We start from the raw sequence: 381 nt of genomic DNA, 5'->3' as shown, positions 1-381 counted from the left end.
ATCCCGAGTAGTGCGGGGCACGTGAAACCCCGTATGAATCCGGCAGGACCATCTGCCAAGGCTAAATACTTCCTAGCGACCGATAGTGAAGCAGTACCGTGAGGGAAAGGTGAAAAGCACCCCGGAAGGGGAGTGAAATAGAACCTGAAACCGTGTGCTTACAAAAAGTCAGAGCCCGTTTTAGGGGTGATGGCGTGCCTTTTGTAGAATGAACCGGCGAGTTACGTTCCCGTGCAAGGTTAAGGTGAAGAGCCGGAGCCGCAGCGAAAGCGAGTCTGAATAGGGCGACATAGTACGTGGACGTAGACCCGAAACCGGGTGATCTACCCCTGTCCAGGGTGAAGGTGCGGTAACACGCACTGGAGGCCCGAACCCACGCAT

General features: G+C 55.4%; 1 rRNA gene. It reads left to right on the top strand.

Annotated elements, in window-relative coordinates:
* Positions 1-381 (top strand): 23S ribosomal RNA (locus IFU39_RS32535); the annotation flags it as partial.

It is taken from the genome of Paenibacillus sp. CFBP 13594 (assembly GCF_014842675.1).
In the GTDB taxonomy this organism is placed as follows: domain Bacteria; phylum Bacillota; class Bacilli; order Paenibacillales; family Paenibacillaceae; genus Paenibacillus; species Paenibacillus amylolyticus_B.
This window is presented reverse-complemented; position numbering and strand designations above follow the sequence as displayed.